The sequence below is a fragment of the Nocardia sp. NPDC060259 genome, assembly GCF_042728775.1.
Taxonomy (GTDB): Bacteria; Actinomycetota; Actinomycetes; order Mycobacteriales; family Mycobacteriaceae; genus Nocardia.
Genome location: NZ_JBHXAY010000025.1, coordinates 21,810 through 40,384, shown reverse-complemented (window position 1 = coordinate 40,384; position 18,575 = coordinate 21,810). Strand labels below are relative to the sequence as shown.

The following is an 18,575-nucleotide window of genomic DNA, read 5'->3' as shown; positions in this document are numbered from 1 at the left end:
ACAGCACCCACCCGTGGTGTCGACACCGAAATCCTGGCTCGACCGAGTAACCGATGAACATCTGTTCCCCCTACACCGAGTCCTGGTTAAGCTGCGGGAGATGAACACCGAGTTCGTCCTGACCACGCTCGTCATCGTCGCCACACCGGGCACCGGGGTCCTGTTCACTCTCGCCGCCGGTCTGTCCCGCGGCGTCCGTGCCAGTGTGATCGCCGCCTTCGGCTGCACCCTCGGCATCGTCCCGCACGTGATCGCGGCCGTCACCGGCCTGGCCGCGCTGTTGAACACCAGCGCCGTCGCCTTCCAGACGCTGAAGTATCTCGGTGTCGCCTATCTGCTGTACATGGCGTGGAACACCTTTCGCGACAAGGGCGCTCTGGCGATTCCCGATGAACAGGCAGGCCCGGCGCCCTCGGCGCGCACAGTGATCACCTCGGCGATCCTGTTCAATATCCTCAACCCGAAGCTGACGATCTTCTTCTTCGCGTTCCTGCCTCAGTTCGTGCCGAACGGCGCCCCGAATGCCCTGCCACGCATGCTCGAACTGAGCGCCGTCTTTATGCTCGCCACCTTCGTGGTGTTCGCCGTCTACGGCGCGGCGGCGGCCGCGGTGCGCGGCCACATCCTGTCCCGCCCGCCCGTGGTCACCTGGATGCGACGGATCTTCGGCGCCTCGTTCCTCGCGCTCGCCGGGCGCCTGGCTGTCCAGAATCAGTAGTCGGCGGCGCGGGTGCGGAAGTATCGGCGGGTTTCCAGGTCGGCGGGAAGGTAGACCTCGACGGCGATCTCGTCGAGCGCGATATCGAACGCCGCGCCGAAGGTGGTGACCGTGTTGACGAAGCTCAGCTCGGTTCCGCGATACGCCAACCGGATGCGCAAGGCGACCTCCGCCGGGTCGGGTGGCCCCGGCTCGTGCTCGGGTCCGAACGCCGCCAATTCCTCGTATAGAGCGTGCAATTGCGGATCTCCGCCGCGCGCGGCCTGATGGGCAAGGCGGGAGAGCAGGAACGACCGCACCTGCTCCAGGTTGCGCAGCCGCGGCGCGAGCCCGTCCGGACGCAGACCCAGCCGCATCATGTTGACAGGCGGCCGCAACAGTTCCGCGGCAGCGCCTTCCAGGAACACCTCGACGGCACTGTTGGCCAGCACGAGATTCCAACGCCTGTCCACCGCGAGCGCGGGAAACGGCTCGTGCGCGAGCAGCACCTGCTGCACGGTCTCCCGTGCCCGCACCAGATCGGGCTCGTCCAGCGGTTGCTCGCGGAAGACCGGCGCGTGCCCGGCGGCGACCAGCAACCGATTACGTTCGCGCAGCGGCACATCGAGAGTGTCGGCCAAATGCAGCACCATCGCGCTGCTGGGAATCGTGCGCCCCGTCTCGACGAAGCTGACGTGCCGCGCCGACACCTCCGCCTGGATGGCCAGATCGAGCTGACTCAACCGTCTGCGCACACGCCATTCGCGCAGCAGCTCCCCCACCGGACGATCGTGCGTCATGCCCCGAGTCTGCGCCCCACCCGACACCGCCGCCATTACCAGGCGGGTAATCGACGCGCCGCATCGTGTCGGCGACTCTCAACGTCATGGACACCAACAAACAACTCGTCATCGACGGCTTCCGGCGCTTCGCGGCAGGCGATCTCGACGTGCTCCGCACCCTGGTGCACGCGGACTTCGTCGAGCACAGCCCCGGAAACCCCAGCGGACGAGACGCATTCATCGACTACATCGCGAAAGCACCGGTCGCCGGCGCGCAGCTGGACCTGCACCGGGTCGTCGCCGAAGGCGATTTGGTGGTCGTGCACTACGCCATGACCCCGCCCGGCGCGCCGACCAGCAGCGCCGTCGTCGACATCTGGCGGTTCGTGGACGGACAGATCGTGGAGCACTGGGATGTCGTCCAGCCGGTACCCGAGGCCGACCAGATCCCGAACGGAATGTTCTGAGACGACCGAAGGACGCCCCCGTCGCCGGGAGCGTCCTTCGTGGTCGGGTCAGGCGCCGCGACGGGATTCGACGGCGGCGGCGAGCCGGTCGAGCTGGGCGGCGGTGACGTTCCAGTCGATGCACGCGTCGGTGATGGACTGGCCGTAGGTGAGCTCATCGGCCTTGCCGAGGGTCAGGTCCTGGCGACCGGCGACGAGGAACGACTCCAGCATCACGCCGACCACGCCCTGCTCACCGGCGGCGAGCCGGTCGGCGATATCGGTGACGACATCGACCTGGCGGTTGTGGTCCTTGTTGCTGTTGCCGTGGCTGGCGTCGACCACCACGCGCTGGGCCAGCGAGGACTTCTCCAGCCGCAGCTTGGCCTCGGCGACCGAGGCGGCGTCGTAGTTGGTGCCGTTGCTGCCGCCGCGCAGGATGACGTGGCAGTCGGGGTTGCCGGTGGTGCGGATCAGCGCGGAGCGGCCGTCGAGGTCGGTGCCGGGGAAGACGTGGCTGGCCGCGGCGGCACGCACACCGTCGACGGCGACCTGCACGTCACCGTCGGTGCCGTTCTTGATGCCGACCGGCATGGACAGCGCGCTCGAGAGCTGCCGGTGCACCTGGCTGGCCGCGGTGCGGGCGCCGATCGCTCCGTAGGAGACCAGGTCGGCGATGTACTGCGGGGTGATCGGATCCAGGAACTCACACGCCACGGGCAGGCCGAGCGCGGTGATGTCGACGAGCACCTTGCGGCCGATACCGAGGCCGGTGTTGACGTCGAACGAACCGTCCAGGTGCGGATCGTTGATCAGACCCTTCCAGCCCAGCGTCGTGCGCGGCTTCTCGAAGTACACGCGCATCACCACGTGCAGCCGGTCGCTCAGCTCCTCGGCCTTGGCGGCCAGCTTGCGGGCGTAGTCCAGCGCGGCGGCCGGGTCGTGCACCGAGCACGGGCCGACGATCACCATGAGGCGGTCGTCGTCGCCGTTGAGCACGTCGACGGTGGCTTTGCGGCCCGCGCGGACGGTGTCGGCGAGCTCGTCGGTGATGGGGTGGACCGTGCGGACCTCGGCGGGCGAGCGCAGGGGGCTCACGCTGAGGGTGCGCTGGTCATCCAGATCGGAATGCCGCGAGTCGATATCGGCTGCGGTTGTCATGTGTGGGTTTCCTATCTTCGAGGCCGACCCACGGACTTTCGCGAACCCGTCGAGCCGGTCAGTGTCCGGCTCGGGGGTGGAGGAGGTCAGCGCGCAGGGTCGCAGACCGGCCCACCCAGGGCCGGCTCGCTAAACCAGAAATATGCGCGCTGCATGCCGTGGACTGTACCACCGGTGAAACGTCGCCAGTCAGGGCTAGGTTGCCCGGAGTGTGGACCATCACACCGCCGCGTCGGCGAAACCGCAGGCCCCGAACCCTTGACCTCTACCTTGCTCGAGCTTTTAGCGTCGGTAGTCGACGAAAGGAAATCGACTGTGACAACGCTGGTTACGGGCGCTACCGGAAACACCGGACGCCAGGTGGTACGCGAACTCGTCGGCCGCGGCGAGAAGGTCAGGGCGGTCACGCGCGATGCCGCCGCAGCACGCACCTTGCTCGGTCCGGAGGTGGAGCTGGTCACCGGGACCCACAACGTGCCGTCGACGCTCGGCGATGCCTGGCATGGTGTCGACCGACTGCATGTGACGGTGACCGCCGGGCTCGGGCCGGAGCTGATCGGCCGGGCCGTCGAGGCGGGCGTGCGCCGCATCACCGTCGTCTGGGGCGGCGGGGTCGGTCCGGTCGAGGAGGCGATCGCCGAGTCCGGGGTGGAGTGGACGCGGCTGGAGCCGCAGGAGTTCATGTCGAACACGCTCACCTGGCGCGAGCCGATCCTGACCGACGGCGTGGTGCGCGAGCCCTACGACCACCCGAGCGCGGTGGTCCACGAGGCCGACATCGGCGCGGTCGCGGCCGTGGCGCTGCTGGAGGACGGCCACCACGGCCGCGCCTACAACCTGACCGGACCCGCGGCGATCACCCCGCACGAGCGGATCGCGATCCTGGCCGAGGCGGCGGGCAGGCCTGTCGAGTTCGCCAGGATCACCCATCAGCAGGCCGTCGACCGGCTCATGGCGACCGGCGTGTCCCAGGCCGACGCGGACTATGTGATCGGCTGGTACGCCGAGTCGAGCCCGGAGTCGTACACGGTCGACCCGACGGTGGAGCAGGTGCTCGGCCGCCCGGCGCGCACCTTCGCGCAGTGGGCGGCCGAACACGGGCACCGATTCGCCCAGCGCACGTAGTCGCCTGAGCCGGGCGGCAGGGTCGGCCGCTCAGCCCCACTGACCCGGCTCGTAGTCGCCGATCGACGGCTGAGCCGGGCGGCGGCACCGGTCTGGGCTCAGCCCCACTGACCCGGCTCGTAGTCGCCGGCCGGGGTGCGGGCGATGGCGTTCATCCGGTTCCAGGCGTTGATCATCGCGATGGCGGCGATCAGCGCGGCGGTCTGATCGTCGTCGAAGTGCTTGCGCACCTGCTCCCAGGTGTCGTCGGAGACGTGGCCACCGTCGGCGACGCGGGTCGCCTCCTCGGTCAGCGCGAGGGCGGCCCGCTCGGCGTCGGTGAAGACGGTGGCCTCGTGCCAGGCGGCGACCAGGTTCAGCCGCGTCGCGGACTCGCCCGCGTGGACGGCGTCCTTGAAGTGCATGTCGGTGCAGTAGCTACAGCCGTTGATCTGCGAGGCCCGCAGCTTCACCAGCTCATAGGTCGCCTTGTCCAGCGTCGAGTCGTCGATCACCTTGCTCGCCATGGTCAGCCGCTTGGTGAAGCTGGTCGCGACACGGTTGGCGTAGAGGTCGAAGCGCGGTTCCATGATGGCTCCTTCGTCGTTCTGTGGGGTTCTACAGAGACGACGAGGGAGCCACCCGCGGTGTGACAGCATCGAAGGTGATGCCCGTCACTACCTCTCAGATCAGGCCGCAGAGCTTCTCGGAGAGTTCCCACAGCTCGGAGGCGACCGCGCGGTCCTTCGACGCGCCGGTGCTGCCACAGCGGGCCGGGTATCCGCGCAGGCCGAGCAGGCCGTCGGGGCCGTAGAAGGCGCCGGGCACGATATCGGCGGTAGCCGCGAACAGGGTCGGCAGCGCGCCCTGCTCGGCGCTCTGGGCCAGCGTGCGGTTGCCCAGCCACATCACCGCGTCCTGGATCGACTCGGTGTGTGACATGAGTTCGGTCGCGGCGTAGCCGGGGTGCGCGGCCACCGAGACCACCGCCGAGCCCTCACCGGCCAGCCTGTGCTGCAGCTCGTAGGCGAACATCAGGTTGGCCAGCTTGGACTGGCCGTAGGCGAGCCAGCGGTCGTAGCGGCGGCGCTCCCAGTTGGGGTCGTCCAGGTCGATCCGGCCGATGCGGTGCGCGCCGCTGGAGACGGTGACCACGCGATCGGTGATCCGGTCGAGCAGCAGGTTGGTGAGCGCGAAGTGGCCGAGATGGTTGGTGCCGAACTGCATTTCGAAGCCGTCGGCGGTGCGGCGCAGCGGCAGCGCCATCACGCCCGCGTTGTTGATCAGCACGTCGACGCGCTCGATCGAGTCGGTGAAGGCGCGGACCGAGTTCAGGTTCGCCAGGTCGAGCTCACGGACCTCGGTCGCACCCGGCATGCTCGTCGCGACCCGCTCCGCCTTGCCCGTATCTCGACAGGCCAGGATCACCCGGGCGCCCGCGGCGGACAGCGCACGCGCGGTGGCGGCGCCTAACCCACTGTTGGCTCCGGTGACGATGATGGTGCGGCCGGTCTGGTCGGGCAGGTTCGCGGTAGTCCACTTACTCACTGGCGAAAGTCTACTGCGACCTGCGAAAATCGCGAATCGGCAAGAGCCGGTGCGTGGTCCGCACCGGCTCGGCGGCCGTCAGGACTGCGCGAGGATCTCCTCGTCGGTCATCGCGGCGACCTCGAGGTACATCGCGGCGACCGCCTCGAGCCTGCCCGTGGCGCCCGACTCGGCCTCCCGCTCCAGCATGCGCGCGGCCAGGCCGGCGATGCTGCGGGCGGTGAACAGGTCGGCGACCACGGTGTCGGGCGCGTCGAGCCATTCGCGGATGCGGGCCACCGCCGTGGTGGCCAGCACCGAGTCGCCGCCGAGGGCGAAGAAGTCGTCGGTGACGCCGATCCGCTCGGTGGCGAGGACCTCGCCGACCACCGCGGCGAGCGCGCGCTCGAGGTCGGTCCGCGGCGCGACGAATTCCGTTGCCGTCTCGCTCTTGTCGAGCACCGCGCGGACGGCCTTGCGGTCCGGCTTGGCGTTCGAGGTCAGCGGGAGCTCGGCGAGCAGTTCGAGCCGGGTCGGGACCATGTAGGCGGGCACCAGCTCGGCGGTGGCGGCGAGCACGGCCTCGATGTCGAGGGTGGCGTCCGGGGTGGCGACGATCGCGGCGACCAGCTTCGGCGCGGCCGAGCCGACCACGGCGGCCACCGCGTGCCGGATGCCTGGCACCGCGCGCAGGGCACTCTCCACCTCGCCGAGTTCGACCCGGTAGCCCCGGATCTTGACCTGATGATCGGCGCGGCCGAGGAATTCCAGGCCGCCGTCGGGCAGGTAGCGGGCCAGGTCGCCGGTGCGGTACCAGCGCAGGCCCTCGTGGGTGACGAACCGGTCGGCGGTGCGCTCCGGATCGGCGCGGTATCCGGCGGCAACGCCGTCACCGCCGATCCACAGCTCGCCGGTGACCCAGTCGGGGCAGTCGGTGCCCGCGGGCCCGACGACGCGGCACTGCACATTGCGCAGCGGGGTGCCGTAGGGCACCGCGCTCCACTCGGCGGGGACCTCGGCGCCGACGACCTCGCAGATGGTGGAGTGAATGGCGGTCTCGGTCGCGCCGCCGAGACCGGCGAACCGGCACTCCGGGGCGAGGGCGGCCAGGCGGGCGGGCAGGGCGACGTCGACCCAGTCGCCGCCGAGGATCACCGTGCGCAGCGACGGCAGCTGCTCGCCCGCGGCGGCGGTCAGCAGCATGTCGAGCAGGCTGGGGACGCAGTTCAGCATCGAAACCCGGTGGCGGCGGATGAGTTCCACCCAGCGGGCCGGGTCGCCGCGCTGGGCGTCGTCCACGGCGACCACCGCGCCACCCGCGGCGAGCAGGCCGAAGATGTCGTAGACGGAGAGGTCGAACTCCAGGGCCGAGAGGGCAAGTGCCCGGTCGCCTGCGCCGAGACCGAAGCGCTCGTTCAGGTCGTCGATGGTGTTCATCGCGGCGCGGTGCGGCACCTCGACGCCCTTAGGCTTGCCGGTGGAGCCTGAGGTGAACAGCACGTAGGCGATGTTCTCCGGATCACCGAAGACGGGGCGCGCCAACGGTTCCGCGTGGGTGCGCGCCTCGGCCAGGTCGATCGCCCTTGCCTCGGGAATCTGCGCGCCACCGACGGTGAGCACCGCGACCGCGTCCGCGGTGCGCAGGATCTCCGCGCGCCGGGCGGCGGGCTGATCGAAGCCGATCGGCACGTAGACCGCACCCGCCGCGAGCACGCCGAGGACCGCGACAACCTGGTCAGGACCCTTGGGCAGCTGCACGGCCACCGAATCACCCGGCGCCACACCGACTTCCCGCAGCGCACCGGCGACGGCCAGCGCATCGGCGGCGAGCTCACCGTAGGTCAGCTGCCCGGCGGGTTCCCAGAGCACCGCGGGCGCCGCGGGATTCGTGGCCGCGTTCGCGAAGAATCCGGTGTGCAGCAGACCGCCGCTGACCGGGCCGGAAGTCGCGTTGACCCGAGCCCGGGTCGCCGCCTGCTCCACCGGGATGCGCACACCGGCCTCGGCCTGCCACCCCGCACCGCCGACCACGGCGGCGGGACCGGACTCGGCGCCACCCAGCGGATCGGCGAGCGCGGAGCTCTGGCCGCCCAGTCGCTCGATCGCCTCGATGTACCGGGCGAACATCACCTCGACCATGCCCGCGGGGAAGGCGGATTCGCGGATGTCCCAGTTGAGCAGGAGGCCGCCGCGGACCTCGGTGATCTGGGCGTCGAGGAGGACCTGCGGGCCCTGGGAGATGATCCAGACCGGGTCGCCGAAGGTGTCGGTGACGGTGTCGGCGAACAGTTCGCCCAGGTTGAGGGCGCTGGTGTAGACGATGGGGGCGAGTACCGGTTCGCCGCGGTGACGGCCGAGGTCACGCAGGACCTCGAGGCCGGAGTAGGCCGAGTGCGCGCCCGCTTCGTGCAGGCGTTGCTGGAGGGCGCGGGCGCGGTCGGCGACGGTGGCGGGTTCGGTGACGTCGACCTCGAGCAGCACAGAGGAGGTGAAGTCGCCGACGACGCCGTCGACCTGCGGGTGCACCGGCTCGCGGTGGAACAGCGGCAGGTTCAGCAGGAAACGGCGCTGCGCCGACCAGCCGCCGATGGTCTCGGCGAATACCGAGGCCAGCGCCATCGCCGGGGTGATGCCGCGGGCGTGCGCGGCGTCGAACACCCGCGCCTTGGCCTGCGGGGAGAGCCAGCGGTGCAGGCGGATCGTGCGGCTGGGGTCCGAGATCTGCTGGGCCTGCGGCAGTTCCGGCGAACCGGGCAGCTCGGGCAGGCGTTCCTGCCACCAGGCGCGGTCGCGGGCGTGCTCGTCGCCGGTGCCCGCGGGGTGCTCGGCCAGGTACTGGCGGAAGGTGTAGTCCTGCGGCGGCAGCTGTTCGCCGTGGTAGAGCCGGGCCAGGTCGGTGATGAGGATGCGGTAGCTCATGGCGTCGGCGGCGAGCATGTCGACATCGAGGTGCAGGCGGGTGCGGCCGTCGGCCAGCTGGGTCAGCGCGATATCGATCACCTGACCGTCCTGCACCGCCATCCGCTGATGGGTGCGCGCGGTCCGCAGCTCCTCGAGCCGCTGCTCGGCGTCCGCCGCGGACGCCTCGCGCAGATCGGTCACGCTGTACACCGCGCGGCCAGGCCGGTCGAGGGTCTGCTGGGTGCCGTCGGGCAGGAACCGGGTGCGCAGCATGGAATGCCGGACGAGCAGCTGCTCCACCGCGCGCTCGAGCCGCTCGGGATCGACACCGGCACCGTCGAATTCGACATAGAGGTGCGCCGCGACACCGCCGAGCTCCTGGGCGTCGGACCGGCCGATCCAGTACGCGTGCTGCATGGGGGCCAGGGCGAACGGGGTCCCGTCATCGGGCACGATCACCGAGTCGCTTGCCGCCGAGTCGAAGTCGGCGTCCACCGGCTGCCTGCCGGCGGTCAGGGCACCCGGCGCGGAGACCTCGTCATCGGCAGCGGACGGCACCACTGCGTCGACGTCGCGGGCCGTGACATCGACGGCCGAGTCGGTCGCCGATGCCACGGCGCCCGCAGCCGTCGCGCTCGACGCTTCGGTGCCGCTCGCCGCGAGGTCGTCGGGGTCGGCGCCGTTGAGCAGGGCGAACCAGGCGTCGACGGTGGGATGGGCGGCGAGCAGGGCGAAGTTCACCGCGATGCCGCGCTTGCGCCAGCCGCCTGCCAGCTTCATGGTGCGAATCGAGTCGAGGCCGAGCTGGATGAGGTCGGTGGCGTCGGCGATGTCCGAGGGGGCGAGGTCGAGGTGGCGGGCGATCGCGGCGCGGATCTCGGCGCGGTCGATCACGACGCCTTCGGGTGCTGTATCCATCTGCCGGTTCACTCCTTGCTCGCCGTCCGGGGCCGGACGGATTTCGGTACTGCCCGGCGGCAGCCTACTTCATTGAGATAGGGTTGCCTAACCTATGCAAGGTTAGCCTGCGACGCGGGCACCGAGCTACCGGTCTCCCCACCCGCGGCTATGCCGGATCGACCAGCGGGAGGGCCGAGGCCGGGTGCGAGAAACACGCGGCGCGAGCCGCCAGAGCAGCGAGGCAGAACGTGACGTCGACATCGGCCGAAGCAGACCACCGCGAGGGCTACGTCCCCTTTCCCGAGGCCGCGGCACAGCGGTACCGGGCCGACGGCTACTGGGCCGGACGCACACTCGGCGACCTGCTCCGCGACTCCGCGCGCGCCCAGCCGCAGCGTCCGGCCGTCTTCACCGACGGTGGCACCCAGACCTACGCCGAACTCGACGCGGCCGCCGACCGGATGGCGCACGGCCTGCTCGCCCTCGGCATCAACCCCGGCGACCGGGTGGTCGTCCAGCTGCCGAACATCCCCGAGTTCGCCACCGCCCTGTTCGGCCTGCTGCGGGCGGGCATCATCCCGGTGCTCACCCTGCCCGCGCACCGCCGCGCCGAGATCGAGCACCTCGCCGCGCTCTCCGGCGCCGTGGCCTACCTGATCCCCGACACCCTCGGTGATTTCGACTACCGCGAGCTCGCCACCACGGTGCGGCAGGCGGTTCCGTCCCTGCGCCACGTCCTCGTCGCGGGCGAGCCGGGTGAGTTCACCGCACTGGATTCGATTGCCCGCGACGGCGATTCGCTGCCCGAGATCGATCCGTCCGAGATCGCGCTGATGCTGGTCTCCGGCGGCACCACCGGCCTGCCGAAGCTGATCGCCCGCACCCACGACGACTACGCCTACAACGCCACCGCCAGCGCCCAGGTCTGCGAGCTCACCCCCGACGACGTCTACCTCGCGACACTGCCCGCCGCCCACAACTTCCCGCTGGCCTGCCCCGGCATTCTCGGCACCGTCGCCACCGGCGGCGCGATCGCCTTCACCCTGGACCCGAGCCCCGAGGCCGCGTTCGCCGCGATCGAGAAGCACGGGGTGACCGTCACCGCCGTCGTCCCGCCGCTGGCCCAATTGTGGAGCGCCGCGGTGGAATGGGAGGACGCCGACCTGAGCTCGCTGCGCCTGCTCCAGGTCGGCGGCGCCCGCCTGGCCGAGGTCAACGCCCGCGACGTGGAACCCGCACTGCGCTGCCGCCTCCAGCAGGTGTTCGGCATGGCCGAGGGCCTGCTCAACTACACCCGCCTCGACGATGACGACGAGCTGATCTGCACCACGCAGGGCCGCCCGCTCTCCCCCGCCGACGAGCTCCGTGTCGTCGACGCCGAGGGCGACGATGTCGCGCCCGGCGAGGAGGGCGAACTGCTCACCCGCGGCCCCTACACGCTGCGCGGGTATTACCGTGCGCCCGAACACAATGCGCGCGCCTTCACCCCCGACGGCTACTACCGCAGCGGCGACCTGGTGCGGCAGCTGCCCACCGGGCACCTGGTGGTCAGCGGCCGGATCAAGGACGTGATCAACCGCGGCGGCGAGAACATCTCCTGCGACGAACTCGAGGAGCACCTGCTCGCGCACCCCGCCGTGCGGCACGCCGCCGCGGTCGGCCTGCCGGACGCCTCGCTCGGCGAAAAGGCCTGTGTCGTCCTGGTTGTCACCGGTGAGCTGCCGAGCCTCGGCGAGATCAAGACCTTCCTCACCGAGCGCGGCCTCGCCACCTACAAGCTGCCCGACGTTGTCCGGCAAGCGGATTCGCTGCCGATCACCGCCGTCGGCAAGATCGACAAGAAGGCCCTGCGCGCCCTGCACGGCTGACACGAAACGGCGGCCCACCGAAAGGTGAGCCGCCGTTTTGTTGTCCCGAGAGAATCAGGCCTTGACTACATAAGGCGCGACGCTGCCGAGCTTCTCGCAGGTCTCCTCGAACTCACGCTCGGGACGCGACTGCCCGACGACGCCGGCACCGGCGCGCAGCCACGCGCCCTCACCGGTCTGGTAGATCGCCCGCAGCACCAACGTCGCCTCCATCGCACCGGTCGGCGAAACACACACCACCGCACCGGAGTACAGGCCGCGCGGATCGTGATCGTTACGGAAGACGGAGTCGACGCCCTCGCGCTTGGGGATGCCGGAGGCGGTCACCGAGGGGAACAGCACCTCGAGCGCGTCCCAGCTGGTCCGGTCGGCGGCGAGAGTGCCGCGCACGGTGGACGCCAGGTGTTGCACGCTGCCACGCTCGCGCACCGCCATGAAGTCGGAGACGGCAGGCGTGCCCGGCGCGGCGACCTCGGTGATCTCGGCGAACGAGGTCTGCACCGAAATAGCGTGCTCCACGATCTCTTTCGGATCGGCGAGCAGCTCGGCGCGGGCGGCGTCATCGGCCTCGACACCGAGCCCGAAGGCGCGGGTCCCGGCGAGCGGCTCGGTGGTGACGATCCGGTCGTCGTCGACCGAGGCCACCAGCTCCGGACTGAACCCGGCCGCTTCCAGCCCGCCGAGGCGCAGCAGGAAGGAGCGAGCCGGGGTGTTGTTGGCCCGGCCGAGACGGTAGGTGGCCGGCACGTCGACGGCGAAGGGCAGATCGACCTTCCTGGACAGGATCACCTTCTGGTAGTCGCCGGAACGGATCTCCGCCACCGCCGTGGCGACGCGACCCTGGTAGTCGGTCGGGTCGGGCCGCACGTCGACCGGGAACGCGACCGGCAGGTCGGTGCCCTGCGACGCGGCGATCAGATCGTGGATATCGCAGGCCTCGGCGGGGGTGGCGCCGCTGATCCGCACGCCGGTGGCATCGATGCGGACCTCGATCCGCGGAATCATCAGGTGCACCAGCGGGGTCAGCGGGTTCAGGTAGCGGGTCGCGGCCAGCGAGAAGGCGCAGAACTCGAAACCGATCCAGCCGTAGGCATTGCGGCCGTCCAGCGGCAGCGCGGCCAGCGCGGCGTCGACGACCTGGGCGGGCCTGCCGGTCCACGCGCGCGCGGTGGTCTTGCCGCCCCACACGGTGCGCAGTTCACCGGCGTCGAGTTCGACGCTGCCGAGCGGGTCGGCGGCGAACACCCACCCGCCGGGCTGCTCGTACATCACGTACTCGCCGAACCGATCGGCCGCCGCCAGCCGGGACATCGCTGCCGCCGGATCGGTCACATACTCCACCCGTACGGGCTGTTCCGTCGACGACAACGATCCTCCAAGGTAATGCTGACCTAACTTCTTCGTGGTTAGGTTAGCATTACCTCGTGGATTAGCCAGCCAGGTCCGTGGGTATCCTTCGCCACCCGGGCCTGCGGCACGGCCGTGCGCAACGCGCGGTAATCCAAGTTCGGTGCGCCGAGGCGGATCTGCCGCTTGAATGGAGAGATGATCGACATCGGTGGGCGGCGCGGCCCGCGAACGGGACCCATGGCCGACTCGGTGGTCGCCCTGGTCGACGCGGCCTCCGGCGTCGAACGCGAACTGATCGGCAACTGGATCGCCGAGGGCGGACTCAGCCGCGACATCGGCTCCGATGCCCCGGTGACCCAGCTCGACCTCGACGCGAAGGCGATCACCAAACGCCTGGTCGGCAGGCACGACGACCCGCTCGTCGTCCCGGTTCGGGTGCTGTGGCTGCCGCCGGAACGCGATGGCGTCCGCCGGGTCACCTTCGCCGACCTGGTCATGCTGACCAACCCGCGCAAACCGAACCGGCTCGTCCAGCGCAGACTGCTGCGCACCGAACCCGACCGGCACCGGGTACTCGTCGGCGCGCCCGCACGGCTCAGCGAACTGCGCACCAACAATCCCGAGGCCGCCGCCTTGCTGCGGGCGGGCACGGCCGAGCCGTTCGCGCGCTCGGTGGTGCGCGCGGCCGTCGTCGCGCTGGAGCGGGCCGAGCGCACCGTCATCGGTGACCGCTACAAGGTGCCGCAGCTGGTGGCCGAGGAGATCCTCGATTCCCCCGAGTTCCAGCGCAAACTCGACTACATCGCCGACGAGACCGGCACCGAACCCGACCAGGTGTATCGCAACGCGGAGAAGGCGCTGCGCGAACTGGTCGCCGCGCAGAGCAGGCTGGTCTCGGACCTGTTCACCCAGGCCATGCGACCGGTGCACGCCTCGACCTGGAAGGTCGACACCGACCTGCCCGGCCTGGACGCGCTGCGCAAGCTCAACCGCAAGCACCCGCTGGTATTCCTGCCCTCGCACCGTTCCTATGTGGACGCGTTCGTGCTCGGTGACGTGCTGGCGCGCAACGACTTTCCGCCCAACCATGTGATCGGCGGAGCGAACCTCAACTTCTGGCCGATGGGCCCCATCGCCCGGCGCACCGGAACGGTGTTCATCCGGCGCAGTTTCGGTGACGACGAGGTCTACAAGGCGGTCGTCGAGGAGTACTTCGCCTACCTGCTGGCCAAGCGCTTCAATCTGGAGTGGTACTTCGAAGGCGGTCGCACCCGCACCGGCAAACTGCGGCCGCCCCGCTACGGCCTGCTCAATTTCCTCGCCGCGGCGGTACGTTCACGCCGCGTCGAGGACGTGATGCTGGTGCCGGTCTCGATCACCTACGAGCGGCTCAACGAGCTGGGCGCGATCGCGAGTGAGCAGTCCGGCGGCACGAAGAAGCCGGAGGGCATCGGCTGGCTCGCCAGATATGTCCGCAGCCAGCAGCATTCGGCCGGGCGCGTGTATGTGCGGTTCGGCGAGCCGCTGTCGGCGCGGGAACGGCTCGGCGCCAACGGCGATCCGCTCGATCAGCGTCCGATGACGATCCCGCTGCGCGACACCACGACCGGCGAGACCAGCGTGCCCGACGAGTCGGCGCTGCGCGAGAGCGAACGGAAAGCCGTGCAGCGGCTGGCCTTCGACATCGCCGTCGGCATCAACCAGGTCACCCCGATCACGGTGAACGCGCTGGTCACGCTGGCGCTGCTCGGCGTACACGAGCGCGCGCTGACGCTGGGGCAGGTGCGCACGGTGGTCGACCCCGTTCTGGGCTACATCGCCCAGCGCGGGCTGCCCAGTGGCGAGCTGTCGGCGCTGCGTGACGATCAGGGCCTGCGGGTCGTCCTCGAACAGCTCGCGCTCGCCGGTGTCGTCACCGTGTATCGCGGTGGGCTGGAGCCGGTGTACGCGATCGAGCCCGGCGCGCACCTGGAAGCGGCGTTCTACCGCAACAGCGCGGTGCACTGGTTCGTCAACCGGGCCATTCTCGAACTGGCCGCGCTGACCGCCGTGGAGGAACCGGGCGATGACCCACTGCGCTCGGCGTGGAAGGCCGCCTTCGCGTTGCGCGATCTGCTCAAATTCGAATTCTTCTTCCCCGAGCGCAAGGAGTTCGCCGAGCAGATCATCGACGAGGTGCGGATCATCGTGCCCGAATGGGACGAGAACACCCCCGACGATCGGCTCGATCGCCAATTCCTCGGCGCGCTCACCGATTCCGGCTTCGTAATGGCGCACCGCGTGCTGCGCTCCTTCTTCGACGCGCAGCTGGTGGTGGCCGAGCGCTTGGCCGCGCGGTCGGCCGACACGACGATCGACCGCAAGGAGTTCATCGACGAGTGCGTGGCGGTCGGGAAACAGATGCTGTTGCAACAGCGATTGCACAGTCCGGAGTCGGTCTCGACCGAATTGTTCACCAGTGCGTGGAAACTGGCCGACAATCACGGCCTCGTCGCACCGGCAGCTCCGGGCGCGGAAGCCGAATTGCTGGAACGGCGGCAGGAATTCGCCGAACGGCTCCGTGACCTCGGTGAGCGCATCGCACGGGCCGCGAGCCTCGACCCGTCGAACCGGACCGCGATCTGATGAGCACACTCGCCGAAGCACTGGCCGCTATCCGGTCGGGACCGCAGGGATCGCAGGTCGCCGCCGTCTTCGATTTCGGTGGCACCGTTGTCGACGGGCTACCGCGACGGAGTCTGGCGCGCAGACTGTTCCGTCGTGGTGATGCGCGCAGAGCCGCACTGCTCGGTGGCATTGTGCGCGGTGGCAACGACGGTGACTACGCGCGCGTACTGCAAGCCGTCGAGCGGACCTGGGCGGGTCGAACCGAGTCCGATCTGGAAGAGCTGGGCCGCAGCGCTTTCCGCCGCGAGATCTACGGCAGGCTGTTCCCCGAGGCCTGGCAGCTCGTGCGTGCCCATCAGCTGGCCGGGCACACGGTGGTGCTGGTCAGCGAACTCACCCGGTTCCAGGTGCTGCCCGCCGCCGAGCGACTCGGCATCGAGCACGTGCTGTGCACGGAACTGGCCGTGGACGACGGCATCCTGACCGGGCACACCGAGGGCGCACCGCTGTGGCGTGCCGAAAAGGCGGACGCCGTCGGTGAATTCGCCGCGGCGGCCGAGGTGGAGATCGGCTATGTCTATGCCGACAGCGCCACCGATCTGCAACTGCTCGACCTGGCCGAGATCCCCACGGTGGTCGACCCCGATCCGAAGCTGGCCGAGATCGCCGCCGAGCGAGGCTGGCCCGCACTGACGTTCCGTCCCCGCCTCGCGCCACGCCCCGTCGACTATCTGCGCACGATCGCCGGCTTCGCCGCGCTGCTCGGCGGCGCGCTGGTCGGTGTGCTGCGCAAGTCCTACACCGGCCGGCGCCAGGCCATGGCCGACGCCCTCATGCACGACGCCACCACCGCGACACTCGCGGCGATCGACGTGCGGTTGCGCGTCGTCGGCGCCGAGCACGCCCGCGCCCCGCGACCCGCGGTGTTCCTGTTCAATCACCAGAGCCAGTTCGACGTGATCATCGTGCCCAAGGTGCTCGGCGGGGCGGTCACCGGCATCGGCAAGAAGGAGCTGGCCAATCATCCGCTGTTCGGCCCGCTCATGCGGTTCGTCGGCGTCACCTTCATCGACCGCACCGACACCGAACGCGCCAAAGCCGCGCTCGCGCCGGTGGTTTCCACCCTGCGCGACGGACTCTCGATCGGTGTCGCGCCGGAAGGCACCCGGTCGTACACGCCGCGGGTCGGCCCGTTCAAGAAGGGCGCGTTCCATATCGCCATCCAGGCGGGCGTGCCGGTGATCCCGGTGGTGATCCGCAACGCGGGCGAGATCGCCTGGCGGGATTCGCCGATCGCGCGGGCGGGGATCGTCGATGTCGCGGTGCTGCCACCGATCGATGTCTCCGGCTGGGACCCCGCCGCGATGGACGACGAGGTCGAGCAGGTGCGGCGGCTGTTCGAGAACACCCTGCTCGACTGGCCACAGGCCTGAGCAGGCCGGGCGCGGTGGTGCGCCCGGCCGGATTCTCAAGCCTCGAACAACCGCTGCCCGAGATAGTGCCCCGGTCCCGGCACGCCGGGCGGGATCGCGAACACGGCCGAACCGACGGGTGTCGTCCATTCGTTCAGCGCGTCGAATTCCGCCAGCCGCTGCTGCACCGGCAGGAACTGGGTGTCGATATCGCGCTGGTAGGCGACAAACAACAGGCCCGAGTTCGACAGCAGACCCGGGGCAGGGGCTTCGTCGTAGTTGAAGCCGCGGCGGAGGAAACGTTCGCCGTCGTTGGTGTGCCTGGCCCGCGCGACGTGCGACGAGGGCGGGATGACCGGGATGCCGTTGCGGTCGACCGCTGTCAGGTCGGGCTCGTCGTGTTCGGCCGTGCCGGTCAGCGGCGCGCCGTTGGACACCCGGCGGCCGACGGTGAGTTCGCGGCCGTCGGCGTCGAGTTCGTCCCAGGTGTCGAGGTCCATGGCGATGCGCCGCAGCACCAGGGAGGTGCCGCCCGCCAGCCACGGCGTCGACGCGCCGTCGTCCCACACCAGGCGATCGAAGTCGACTGTGCGCGGGGCGATGTTGACGGTGCCGTCGACCTGGCCCATGAGGTTGCGCATGGTCTGGCCGCGCGGAGCGTCCCGGAAGCCGCGCTGCACCCAGCGCACCGCGACCAGCGATTTCACGTGCTTGGACAGCACCCGCACCGCGTGCGCGACCGTCGTCACCTCCTCGGCGCAGACCTGCAGGACCAGGTCGGCGCCGGTGTAGGCGGGATCGAGGCGGTCGATGGGGAACGGCGGAAGCTGCCGCAGCCAGCTCGGGCGCCGCTCGGCCATGCCCGCGCGGGTGAACAGTTCGGGTCCGAAACCGACCGTGATCGTCAGGCGGGCGGGTCGGGTCGCGAGTTCCGGTTCGGTGTCGGCGAGCGCGGGCAGGCCCTGGGTGAGCCTGGACGCGTCGTCGGTCCAGATCCGGAGCAGGCCGATGATGTCCTCGCGGCCGACACCGGGCGCCAGGTCGAAACCGGCGAAGGCCACGTGACCGGGTGGCGTCGTCTCGACGCCTGCCTGGTGCGGGCCGTAGAACGGGACGACGTCGAGCGCATCGTCCCCGGCTGGTTCCTCACGTGCGAAACCAGCCGCACCCCAGCTGATTCCGGCCGCGCCGACGACACCCGCCGCCGCGGCTCCCCCGCCGAGCAACCGACGGCGGGAGAGCCTGGGATGCGGATCAGCCATGCGTGGGATGCTCGGTGCCCGGCGTGTAGTTCTCCTTGCCGCCGGCGAAGTCGCGGACCTGCGCGGTGACGACGGTGCTCGAACCGTCGGCGAAGGTGAGCGTGAGTGTTGTTTCCGCGCCGGTGCGCAGCGGCTGCTTCAGATCCATGAACATCAGGTGCTCGGCGCCGGGTTTCAGCGTGACTTCACCGTGCGCCGGGATGGTGATGCCACCTTCCTTGGGGCGCATGGTCTTGGCGCCGGTGCTGTCGGGCACCACCTCGTGGATCTCGACGCGATCCGAGGCCGGGCTGGTCGCGGCGACCAGGGTCATCGGTGTGTCGCCGGTGTTCCTCAGGTTGCCGAAAGCGGCGGACATGCCGGAATCGGCGGCCTTGATCCACTGGTCGCTCATGGTGATCCGGTCACCCGTCGGCGCATCGGGTGCGGGGTCGGAGGCCGAGCAGGCGGTGGCGAAGAAGGTCAGCGCGGACAGGGCCGCCGCGGCGCCGAGACGGCGTGCGAGCCGGGGCGGACGCAGGGCGGTACGCGGGAATGCGGACACGGGAGAACTCCGAT

The 18,575-nt window shown here is 70.1% G+C and carries 14 protein-coding genes; 6 read left to right on the top strand and 8 right to left on the bottom strand.

From position 1 onward, the window contains the following. Positions 1–100 precede the first annotated feature (100 nt). The gene (locus ACFWF2_RS12985; RefSeq protein ID WP_379307593.1) at positions 101–718 is read left to right on the top strand and encodes a LysE family translocator; all 618 of its coding nucleotides are present in this window, start codon (positions 101–103) and stop codon (positions 716–718) included. On the opposite strand, the gene ACFWF2_RS12980 is transcribed toward ACFWF2_RS12985, so the two are convergent. Further along, positions 712–1,497, bottom strand: coding sequence for a helix-turn-helix domain-containing protein (locus tag ACFWF2_RS12980; RefSeq protein ID WP_379307591.1), 786 nt, complete (start codon positions 1,495–1,497; stop codon positions 712–714). The genes ACFWF2_RS12985 and ACFWF2_RS12980 overlap by 7 nt on opposite strands. Positions 1,498–1,583: 86 nt before the next feature. Between ACFWF2_RS12980 and ACFWF2_RS12975 the strand changes: the two genes are divergently transcribed. Further along, on the top strand, positions 1,584–1,946 hold the full coding sequence (locus ACFWF2_RS12975; protein WP_379307589.1) for a nuclear transport factor 2 family protein: 363 nt from the start codon (positions 1,584–1,586) through the stop codon (positions 1,944–1,946). 48 nt (positions 1,947–1,994) lie between these two features. Here ACFWF2_RS12975 and ACFWF2_RS12970 read toward each other — a convergent pair whose 3' ends face one another. Then, positions 1,995–3,086: a 3-deoxy-7-phosphoheptulonate synthase gene (locus ACFWF2_RS12970; protein WP_379307587.1), complete on the bottom strand. Its 1,092-nt coding sequence runs from the start codon at positions 3,084–3,086 to the stop codon at positions 1,995–1,997. A 315-nt stretch (positions 3,087–3,401) separates the two neighbouring features. Between ACFWF2_RS12970 and ACFWF2_RS12965 the strand changes: the two genes are divergently transcribed. Continuing rightward, complete coding sequence (locus tag ACFWF2_RS12965) at positions 3,402–4,211, top strand: NAD(P)H-binding protein (protein WP_379307585.1); 810 nt, start codon at positions 3,402–3,404, stop codon at positions 4,209–4,211. 98 nt (positions 4,212–4,309) lie between these two features. Here the strand turns inward: ACFWF2_RS12965 and ACFWF2_RS12960 are convergent, their stop codons facing one another. From ACFWF2_RS12960 to ACFWF2_RS12950, 3 genes are all read right to left on the bottom strand, one after another. Continuing rightward, entirely contained in the window at positions 4,310–4,780 is a 471-nt protein-coding gene (locus ACFWF2_RS12960; protein WP_379307583.1) for a carboxymuconolactone decarboxylase family protein, read from the bottom strand. Positions 4,781–4,874: 94 nt separating this feature from the next. Further along, positions 4,875–5,738 (bottom strand): oxidoreductase, encoded by an 864-nt coding sequence (locus ACFWF2_RS12955; RefSeq protein ID WP_379307581.1) that lies wholly within the window; start codon positions 5,736–5,738, stop codon positions 4,875–4,877. 78 nt (positions 5,739–5,816) lie between these two features. Continuing rightward, the gene (locus ACFWF2_RS12950; RefSeq protein ID WP_379307579.1) at positions 5,817–9,536 is read right to left on the bottom strand and encodes an amino acid adenylation domain-containing protein; all 3,720 of its coding nucleotides are present in this window, start codon (positions 9,534–9,536) and stop codon (positions 5,817–5,819) included. A 230-nt stretch (positions 9,537–9,766) separates the two neighbouring features. On the opposite strand from ACFWF2_RS12950, the gene ACFWF2_RS12945 reads away from it, so the two are divergent. Then, positions 9,767–11,386: a (2,3-dihydroxybenzoyl)adenylate synthase gene (locus ACFWF2_RS12945; RefSeq protein ID WP_379307577.1), complete on the top strand. Its 1,620-nt coding sequence runs from the start codon at positions 9,767–9,769 to the stop codon at positions 11,384–11,386. 54 nt (positions 11,387–11,440) lie between these two features. Here the strand turns inward: ACFWF2_RS12945 and ACFWF2_RS12940 are convergent, their stop codons facing one another. Then, the gene (locus tag ACFWF2_RS12940) at positions 11,441–12,727 is read right to left on the bottom strand and encodes a salicylate synthase (RefSeq protein ID WP_379307575.1); all 1,287 of its coding nucleotides are present in this window, start codon (positions 12,725–12,727) and stop codon (positions 11,441–11,443) included. 204 nt (positions 12,728–12,931) lie between these two features. Between ACFWF2_RS12940 and ACFWF2_RS12935 the strand changes: the two genes are divergently transcribed. Continuing rightward, positions 12,932–15,361 (top strand): glycerol-3-phosphate 1-O-acyltransferase, encoded by a 2,430-nt coding sequence (locus tag ACFWF2_RS12935; RefSeq protein ID WP_379307573.1) that lies wholly within the window; start codon positions 12,932–12,934, stop codon positions 15,359–15,361. Further along, entirely contained in the window at positions 15,361–16,776 is a 1,416-nt protein-coding gene (locus tag ACFWF2_RS12930; protein ID WP_379307571.1) for an HAD-IB family hydrolase, read from the top strand. Before ACFWF2_RS12935 ends, ACFWF2_RS12930 begins: the two co-directional genes overlap by 1 nt. 35 nt (positions 16,777–16,811) lie before the next feature. On the opposite strand, the gene ACFWF2_RS12925 is transcribed toward ACFWF2_RS12930, so the two are convergent. Further along, entirely contained in the window at positions 16,812–18,017 is a 1,206-nt protein-coding gene (locus ACFWF2_RS12925) for a Dyp-type peroxidase (RefSeq protein WP_379307569.1), read from the bottom strand. Continuing rightward, complete coding sequence (locus tag ACFWF2_RS12920; RefSeq protein ID WP_379307652.1) at positions 18,010–18,537, bottom strand: copper chaperone PCu(A)C; 528 nt, start codon at positions 18,535–18,537, stop codon at positions 18,010–18,012. Before ACFWF2_RS12920 ends, ACFWF2_RS12925 begins: the two co-directional genes overlap by 8 nt. Positions 18,538–18,575 lie beyond the last annotated feature (38 nt).

What these genes read in the sequence shown, in the direction of transcription:
- ACFWF2_RS12985 (WP_379307593.1), top strand. Translation starts at nt 101, where the DNA reads ATGAACACCGAGTTCGTCCTGACCACGCTCGTCATCGTCGCCACACCG.
- ACFWF2_RS12980 (WP_379307591.1), bottom strand. Translation starts at nt 1,497, where the DNA reads ATGACGCACGATCGTCCGGTGGGGGAGCTGCTGCGCGAATGGCGTGTG.
- ACFWF2_RS12975 (WP_379307589.1), top strand. Translation starts at nt 1,584, where the DNA reads ATGGACACCAACAAACAACTCGTCATCGACGGCTTCCGGCGCTTCGCG.
- ACFWF2_RS12970 (WP_379307587.1), bottom strand. Translation starts at nt 3,086, where the DNA reads ATGACAACCGCAGCCGATATCGACTCGCGGCATTCCGATCTGGATGAC.
- ACFWF2_RS12960 (WP_379307583.1), bottom strand. Translation starts at nt 4,780, where the DNA reads ATGGAACCGCGCTTCGACCTCTACGCCAACCGTGTCGCGACCAGCTTC.
- ACFWF2_RS12950 (WP_379307579.1), bottom strand. Translation starts at nt 9,536, where the DNA reads ATGGATACAGCACCCGAAGGCGTCGTGATCGACCGCGCCGAGATCCGC.
- ACFWF2_RS12935 (WP_379307573.1), top strand. Translation starts at nt 12,932, where the DNA reads ATGATCGACATCGGTGGGCGGCGCGGCCCGCGAACGGGACCCATGGCC.
- ACFWF2_RS12930 (WP_379307571.1), top strand. Translation starts at nt 15,361, where the DNA reads ATGAGCACACTCGCCGAAGCACTGGCCGCTATCCGGTCGGGACCGCAG.
- ACFWF2_RS12925 (WP_379307569.1), bottom strand. Translation starts at nt 18,017, where the DNA reads ATGGCTGATCCGCATCCCAGGCTCTCCCGCCGTCGGTTGCTCGGCGGG.